Here is a 7,577-nt window from a genome sequence, read left to right on the forward strand (position 1 = left end):
GGGAACGGTTTTGGTGTACAGGGAAACCTGGATCCTTATGTGCTTACTGCGCCAATCGATGTTATCAAGCAGTATGCGAAAACCATTGTAGATGAAGGCATTTTGGAGCCGGGTTACATTTTCAATCTCGGCCATGGTTTATTTCCTGAGGCCTCGCTAGATAAGCTAAGAGAGCTTACTAATTATGTACATGAGTATTCCCGCTCGGTTTTGTCAAAAAATGAATACATTAGAAATGTTAAGAGGTGATCTGTTAATGAAAACAAAAGTGGGTGTACTGGTCATGTCCTACGGGACGCCGGAGAGTCTGGATCAGGTGGAAGCCTATTATACACATATTCGTCGCGGCAATGCTCCCTCGCCGGAGCAGTTAAAGGAATTAAAGGATCGTTATGAAGCTATTGTAGGCGGTGTGTTTCCGCTGCGGCAGAACACGGATCGGCAGGTTCAAAATTTGCAGGAAACCTTAAATCGGGAAAATCGCAACCCGGACATTGAATTTATCTGTTATCAGGGACTCAAACATGCCAAACCGTTTATTGAAGACGGTGTGGAAGCTATGGTGCAAGATGGCATTCGTACAGCGGTGGGTGTCGTGCTGGCTCCTCATTATTCCGTTATGAGTGTAGGCACTTATATTAAGCGCGCACAGGCTAAGGCACAGGAACTGGATCTAGCCATATCATTTGTGGAGAGCTATTATCTTCATCCAAAGCTGATTAAGACGCTGACTGAGCGTGTAAACGCCAAACTGGCGCTTTTTGAAGAAGCTGGAGCCAAGCGGGACGAGGTTCGTGTTCTGTTTAGTGCGCACAGCTTGCCTGAGCGGATTTTGGCTATGGGTGATCCTTATGTTGAGCAATTAATGGCTACTTCGCAGGCAGTTGCGGACAAGGCGGGAATTACCAACTGGCAGTTTACATGGCAAAGCGCCGGTCGTACAGCAGAGCCATGGCTGGGGCCAGACATTTTGGATACCATGCACAGTCTTAAAGAGGAGCAAGTGGAATATGTGCTGGCTGCGCCAGTTGGCTTTGTTTCTGATCACTTAGAGGTGTTATACGATCTGGATATTGAAGCACAGGCGTTAGCGAAGGAATTGGATATGCGTTTTCAGCGTATTGATTCACTCAACAGTGATCCACTGTATATGGAGACGCTTAGTGATGTCATCATAGACCAATGGAAAAAGGGATGAGGACATAATGGAGCAAAAGTTACGTAATATTGTAATTGTAGGCGGAGGCTTGACCGGGCTTAGCACTGCTTTTTATACACGAAAAATGTACAAAGAAGCTGGCTACACACCTCGAATTACGCTGGTGGAGAAAGCTTCCGTGCTGGGCGGGAAAATTGAAACGCTGCATAAAGATGGTTTTGTAATTGAAAAGGGGCCAGATTCCTTTCTGGCCCGTAAAACGGCCATGATAGACCTGGCAAAAGAGCTGGAGTTGGATCATGAACTGGTGAGCACAAATCCTGAGGCTAAAAAGACATACATTTTGCATGAAGGACAGCTTCATCCGATGCCTCCTGGGCTGGTGCTGGGGATTCCAACAGAGCTGAAACCTTTTTTGCGCAGCGGCTTGATCTCTCTAGGCGGGAAAATGCGGGCTATGATGGATTTTGTCATTCCGCCTCGCCGTGTACCGGGAGATGAGGCGTTGGGTGATTTTATTGAACGCCGACTGGGCAAAGAAGTGCTGGAAAATGTAACCGAGCCACTGCTGGCGGGGATTTATGCTGCCAACATGAAGACGCTAAGTTTGCAGGCGACCTTCCCACAATTTGCTGAGGTAGAGCAGCAATACGGAAGCCTCATTCACGGGATGATGACAGGCCGAAAACCAGCTGAAACACATACAGGTACGAAAAAAAGCGCCTTTTTGACCTTCCGTCAAGGCTTGCAAAGTTTGGTGCATGCGTTGCTGAATGATTTGTATGACTGTGATTTACGCACCGGAATTGCTGTTACAGAATTCACAAAGATCACGGAAAGTGGAGACAGCCCATATCGCGTTATGCTGGACAATGGAGAGACGCTGGAGGCGGATGATATTTTTGTAACGACTCCCAACTTTGCTGCTGCGCCGCTATTGCGAGATCATGTCAATGTGGCTGCACAGGAAGCCGTTAATTATGTCTCCGTAGCAAACGTGGTCATGGCCTTCGATAAAAATGATATTGAGAATGTCTTTGACGGTTCTGGTTTTCTGGTCCCTCGCAAAGAAGGACGCAGCGTGACCGCTTGCACATGGACGTCTGCCAAGTGGCTACATACTAGCCCGGATGATAAGGTGCTGTTGCGCTGTTATGTAGGGCGAGCAGGAGCTGAAGACACTGTAGAGTTACCGGATGATGAGCTGATTGCACTGGTACGTAAGGATTTGAAAGAGATGATGGGAGTTACAGCAACTCCGCTGTTCACGGAAATTACACGTCTTCGCAATTCCATGCCGCAATATCCGGTAGGGCATCCGCAGGCTATAGCTGATTTGCGGGAAGAGTTACGCACTGCCATGCCGGGAGTGTATGTGTTGGGTGCTGGCTATGATGCGATTGGTTTACCGGATTGCATCCGTCAGGCTAAGGAATGGGCCTCCCATGCCGTCCAAACGACACAGCAGGAAGCGGTCAAGGTACAGGTGTAAATGTTCAATGATGAACCCTTCGCGATCCAGGCGAGGGGTTCTATTTATATTGAAATTTGATATATAATGGAGAAGGTGTAAAATTCGCCAGCTAATAAAGAAGTTATGCATATGCAATAGCATAGAAGGAGTGAAGAATGTACCCTCCCAGATCACAGAGAAATGAAGGTCGCAAGAAAGCAAGAAAACCAAAAATAGGCAAGGCTTGGATTATTACGAATCTGGTCCTGCTGCTTATGATCGTAGGTCTTTTCGGTTATTATTACATATTTGAACACGACAACAGTGGCTCTCTTGCGGAAAATGCCGGGTATTCGCAAACGGAGAAGAAAATCCAAACGGAATCTGCTAGTGAAGAGCGGTCTACTCCCTCGGTCAGTGAAAATGTTACAAACTTGTCAAATAAACAGCTGGACGAAGGCTCCCATGCAGATAAGCAATTTGCTGACGATGAAACGAAGCAATCTGCTGCTTCAGACACAAGCCATCGTCCCGCGACAACGTCTGACACAAATGCTCCCGAAGGCAGCTCTTCAGGAGCAAAATTATCCTCGGGGAAAGACGGGCAGGGAGGGAACGATACGTCCAAGGATGTATACGACGGTAATCCATCCGCCGATAAGGGAGGAACGGAGGATGTGAAAAAATCCAAAACAGACGGTGCAGATTCTCCGACAGTCACGCTTCACTTTGTAGGGGATGTGCAATTTTCCGGTAAAGTTGAGCAGCGATTGGAACAGAATGGGTTTGAGTTTCCGTATCAATATCTCGGAAACTTGTTTCATAAAGACGATCTGACGATTGCCAATCTGGAAACGCCCGTGACAACGAATGGTGTGGGTGCGTTAAATAAAACGTATGTGTATAAATCTTCGCCCAAGGCGTTAACTGCGTTGGCTGCGGCAGGGATAGATGCTGTCAATTTGGCCAATAATCACATTTTGGATCAGGGCACGGGCGGATTACTGGATACACTGAAGTATCTGGATGAAAAAGGTATAGCCCATGCTGGAGCCGGACGTAATGCACAAGAAGCGTATGCGCCGCATTATTTTGAACGTAAAGGGATCAAAATTGCGTTGTTGGGGACTACACGTGTCATGCCTGAAGCCAACTGGAATGCGGGAGCCAAACTGCCCGGTGTAGCAGGAGCCTATGATTCGTCCGCTATCGTAAAGTCCATCCGTGAGGCACGAATGCAGGCCGATCTGGTGATTGTCATTGCCCATTGGGGGAAGGAGCGCGCTACTGCACTTGAGCCCCATCAGACCGAGTTATCGCATGCTTTTATTGATGCTGGAGCTGATCTTGTCATTGGCGGTCATCCACATGTGCTTCAAGGGATGGAGCAATATAAAGGTAAATGGATCGCATACAGCACAGGCAATTTCATTTTTTCTAAATCAACGGTGCCAGCCACTTGGGATACAGCGATATTTCAGGCAACCTGCACCCGAAAAGGGGCTTGCGAAATGAAGCTGACCCCTTATCGGGCGGAGCTGGGTCAACCGATCCCATTGAAGGATACGGAGGCCAGCAAAATTTTGCAGAGAGTGGCGGCACTGTCACCGGGAAATGTCTCGATAGGGACGGATGGTACAGTAAGCACTCAATAGAAGTTCGAAAAGAAATTTTTTATATGGAAATTGACGGAATGATCGTATGAGGGACTCCTTTGTGGATGGAGGTCATAACAAGATGAATCATTTGTGCGTGGCTCACCGCGGTTTTTCGGGTATTGCTCCCGAGAACACGATGGCAGCCTTTAAGCTTGCGTTGGAGCAGCCGTTTGTACACTGGGTTGAGCTGGATGTACAGCTGTCAAAGGACGGTGTTCCGGTGGTAATTCATGATTTTACGCTGGAGCGAACGACGAATGGTACAGGGAAAGTAAAGGATTCAGACTGGAAAGCATTGCAACAACTTGATGCTGGTAGCTGGAAAAGTGCAGAATACCGTGGAGAAATGATTCCTTCCCTCGCACAGGTACTGGATTTATGTCGTGGCCGCGTATCACTCAATATTGAGCTTAAAACAGCGGGAGATATGTATCCGGGACTGGAGAAAGCCGTACTCCGTGAAATTGTGATGAGAGGGATGGAGGGAGAGGTGGTATTAACCTCTTTTGAGCGTGCCGCAGTACGCCGGGCTAAGGAGCTGTCTCCTGAGATCCGTACCGGATTGATTATCGATGCGCGTCCAGATGATTTGGCAACGCAACTGGAGCAGCTACAATGCACTTTTTTATCCATAGGCTATCCGCGTTTGGATCGAAACCTGATGAAAGATCTCACCGGACGCGGTATTACTGTCATGGCGTGGACGGTGGATGACCGCCGTATAATGCGAAGATTGTCCTCATTGCATCCTGAATTGATGATTTGCACTAATTGGCCGGATCGCTGGGAGCAGGTTTTTTTGCTTTCCAAGCACCGGATGTGGCACTATATACGTAAACTTATTCGTTAATCAATTGAACTACATACGCGGGAAGGGTGACGGATCGTGATGAACGTGGAAATTCGTAATGTTTACTGTGTTGGGCGCAATTATAAGCTGCATGCGGAGGAGCTGGGTAATGAGGTTCCCGCAGAACCGATGATTTTTTTGAAGCCGTCTCATGCAGTCGTGCCGCTGGATGGCGCCACGCTGGAGCTTCCTCAGGGGCAGGGAGATATTCATTTTGAGACTGAGCTGGTCGTGGCTGTAGGACGTAAATACGAACCAGGCATGTCTGCAGATACGTGTCTAAACGCATTTGCATTCGGCATTGATTTTACCCTGCGTGATGTACAAAGTATCCTCAAGAAAAAAGGCCATCCATGGACCGCCGCCAAAGGCTTCAAATCGTCTGCTCCCGTGACACCATTCCTGCCTTTAGAAAAATTGGACATGCTGGAGCAGCAGGATTTTTCCTTGCTCAAAAATGGACAGGAAGTCCAGCGTGGACATGTTAAGGATATGATTTTTTCTATCCAGCACATCGTTGAATATATAGCGACTCATTATGGGCTGGGTGAAGGGGATATTATTTTTACAGGTACTCCAGCAGGAGTAGGGCCTACAGCAAGCGGGGATCGCTTTGAGCTTTTCTGGGGGAGTGATCGTCAGGGAAGCTTCACCATTGCATAAATTTGTGAACGGCATCTATGAAGAGGATTAAAAAAGGGAATGTTCTTGGTAGTTGGGAAGTAAAGAGCGATTCCCGTAGATAAGCATTGTGAAGGCCGTGTCCTGTGCCAAAGCATGGGACACGGCTTTTATATAAGTGTAGAGCATTGTACAATAATATACAGAACGAAAAAAGAAAAACGGAGATTCATTTCAAAAGCGGGGGTATATCATGGACTGGATCATCGGATTGCTTTGTGCTGCTGTGGTGGCGGGAGCTGCATTTTATAAAAAATCCTTAACCTTATCTGGCTTTGCCGCGGCTGTACTGATGGGAACCGTATATTATGGGGCGGGTAACCTGTTCTGGTTCGGCACATTGCTCTTGTTCTTTATCACGTCGACCCTCCTGTCGAGGTTTAAAAAGGAGCGCAAGGCTGAGCTGGAAAAATCGTATGCCAAAACCGGAAACCGGGATGCAGGCCAAGTATGGGCCAATGGGGGATTAGGTATGCTGTTATGCCTGGGCTATGCGATATGGCCTCATGTTACGTGGCAGCTGGCTTTTGTCGGTGTCATGGCTACGGTAACATCCGATACGTGGGCAACGGAATTTGGCAGCCTGAGTCGTAGGCCACCCCGTTCGGTGCTTAACGGGAAGGTGCTGGCACCCGGAACCTCAGGTGGAGTATCTGTATTGGGAACGGCTGCGGCCTTGGCTGGGGGTGTACTGATCGGCATAGGTGCATGGGGCTTTGGACACGCCATAGGAACGCCGAGCTTGCCGTTATGGTTGTGGGCACTGGTTGGAGGTATATCCGGTAGCGCCGGGGCCTTTGCTGATTCCTATCTAGGTGCTACAGTGCAAATGATGCGTTCCTGCACGGTTTGCGGACGGGAAGTAGAAGTAGACTCACATTGTGGACAAACGACGGTCTATGTACGAGGCTGGCGTTGGATGAGCAATGATCGGGTGAATAGCATTAGTTCTATTTTCGGAGGATTGGTCGCTCTTGCAGGTATTTTTTTTATACTTTGAACACAGAGCTGGAGATCATTACAAGGAAAAAATTGTTATAAGAATTGACCGTGTTTCAATCCTTGTATAAGGAGGTGCTAAGATGGGCGATATACAAGGAGATAAATATGAAGCTATTTTGGACGCCGCTTACACCGTCTTTGGCACCAAAGGCTTTTATGAAAGCAAAATTTCCGAGATTGCAGAACAAGCGGGAGTTGCCAAAGGCACAGTATACTTGTACTTTAAAAGCAAAGAGCAGCTATTTACAGCAGTCACACGTAGAGATTGCGAGCAATACCTAGCCGAAATGCAAGGCGCATTAATCAATCGTACTTTGGGAGAAGGACTGCTGCGGATGGCAAATTTGCATCTGCACTACTATTTCAAGCGCAAGCAGCATACTAAATTATTTTTTATGACCCCCAACAGTGACCCCGACCTAATGGAGTTTATGTGGGGATTTATCCAGGACTATACTGATTTGGTCAAAAATAAACTGGCGTCAGAGGGTGTACAGCAGTCTGAGTTTCATGCGAAGGCATTCATTGGTATGTTGGAACGCCTAAAAATGGATATTTTATTGAATAAAGATTTCCGCGAATGTGACGTAGATCAGACGGCTGAATTAGCGGCGAACTTATTTATGCATGGCTGTAAAGCCGGGGTACAAAAATCCTGACATCTTGTTGCTATAAAACCGTACTGACTTCGTTCAGGTAACGGTTTTTTTAATCATTGGCTGTGTCTGTGTTAAAATAAACAGGATGCATCACAAAATAGGGGAAGAGTAGGGA

General features: G+C 47.5%; 8 protein-coding genes. All 8 read left to right on the forward strand.

Going from position 1 to position 7,577, the window contains the following annotated elements; all coding sequences use genetic code 11:
- Positions 1-249 (forward strand): uroporphyrinogen decarboxylase family protein (locus GRP75_RS15815; protein ID WP_272917211.1); only part of this gene is annotated, 249 nt, incomplete at its 5' end.
- A 7-nt stretch (positions 250-256) separates the two neighbouring features.
- Positions 257-1,198 (forward strand): ferrochelatase, encoded by a 942-nt coding sequence (gene hemH / locus GRP75_RS15820; RefSeq protein ID WP_068940250.1) that lies wholly within the window; start codon positions 257-259, stop codon positions 1,196-1,198.
- 7 nt (positions 1,199-1,205) lie between these two features.
- Complete coding sequence (gene hemG, locus GRP75_RS15825; RefSeq protein ID WP_160789776.1) at positions 1,206-2,651, forward strand: protoporphyrinogen oxidase; 1,446 nt, start codon at positions 1,206-1,208, stop codon at positions 2,649-2,651.
- Positions 2,652-2,788: 137 nt separating this feature from the next.
- Positions 2,789-4,267: a CapA family protein gene (locus tag GRP75_RS15830; RefSeq protein WP_160789777.1), complete on the forward strand. Its 1,479-nt coding sequence runs from the start codon at positions 2,789-2,791 to the stop codon at positions 4,265-4,267.
- Between the two features lie 82 nt (positions 4,268-4,349).
- A complete protein-coding gene (locus GRP75_RS15835) occupies positions 4,350-5,120 on the forward strand; it encodes a glycerophosphodiester phosphodiesterase (protein ID WP_076294923.1) in 771 nt (256 codons plus the stop codon).
- A gap of 39 nt (positions 5,121-5,159) precedes the next feature.
- The gene (locus tag GRP75_RS15840) at positions 5,160-5,783 is read left to right on the forward strand and encodes a fumarylacetoacetate hydrolase family protein (RefSeq protein ID WP_076294922.1); all 624 of its coding nucleotides are present in this window, start codon (positions 5,160-5,162) and stop codon (positions 5,781-5,783) included.
- 211 nt (positions 5,784-5,994) lie between these two features.
- Positions 5,995-6,801 (forward strand): DUF92 domain-containing protein, encoded by an 807-nt coding sequence (locus GRP75_RS15845; RefSeq protein ID WP_023988003.1) that lies wholly within the window; start codon positions 5,995-5,997, stop codon positions 6,799-6,801.
- Positions 6,802-6,883: 82 nt separating this feature from the next.
- Positions 6,884-7,462 carry a TetR/AcrR family transcriptional regulator gene (locus GRP75_RS15850; RefSeq protein WP_028542833.1) on the forward strand — a complete coding sequence of 193 codons (579 nt, stop codon included), beginning with the start codon at positions 6,884-6,886 and terminating at the stop codon, positions 7,460-7,462.
- The last annotated feature ends 115 nt before the right edge of the window (positions 7,463-7,577 follow it).

Source organism: Paenibacillus sp. OT2-17 (assembly GCF_009827695.1).
Classification (GTDB): Bacteria; Bacillota; Bacilli; order Paenibacillales; family Paenibacillaceae; genus Paenibacillus; species Paenibacillus polymyxa_B.

Coding starts and splice junctions, on each gene's coding strand:
- GRP75_RS15845 (WP_023988003.1), top strand. CDS start 5,995: ATGGACTGGATCATCGGATTGCTTTGTGCTGCTGTGGTGGCGGGAGCT.
- GRP75_RS15850 (WP_028542833.1), top strand. CDS start 6,884: ATGGGCGATATACAAGGAGATAAATATGAAGCTATTTTGGACGCCGCT.
- GRP75_RS15840 (WP_076294922.1), top strand. CDS start 5,160: ATGAACGTGGAAATTCGTAATGTTTACTGTGTTGGGCGCAATTATAAG.
- hemG (WP_160789776.1), top strand. CDS start 1,206: ATGGAGCAAAAGTTACGTAATATTGTAATTGTAGGCGGAGGCTTGACC.
- hemH (WP_068940250.1), top strand. CDS start 257: ATGAAAACAAAAGTGGGTGTACTGGTCATGTCCTACGGGACGCCGGAG.
- GRP75_RS15830 (WP_160789777.1), top strand. CDS start 2,789: ATGTACCCTCCCAGATCACAGAGAAATGAAGGTCGCAAGAAAGCAAGA.
- GRP75_RS15835 (WP_076294923.1), top strand. CDS start 4,350: ATGAATCATTTGTGCGTGGCTCACCGCGGTTTTTCGGGTATTGCTCCC.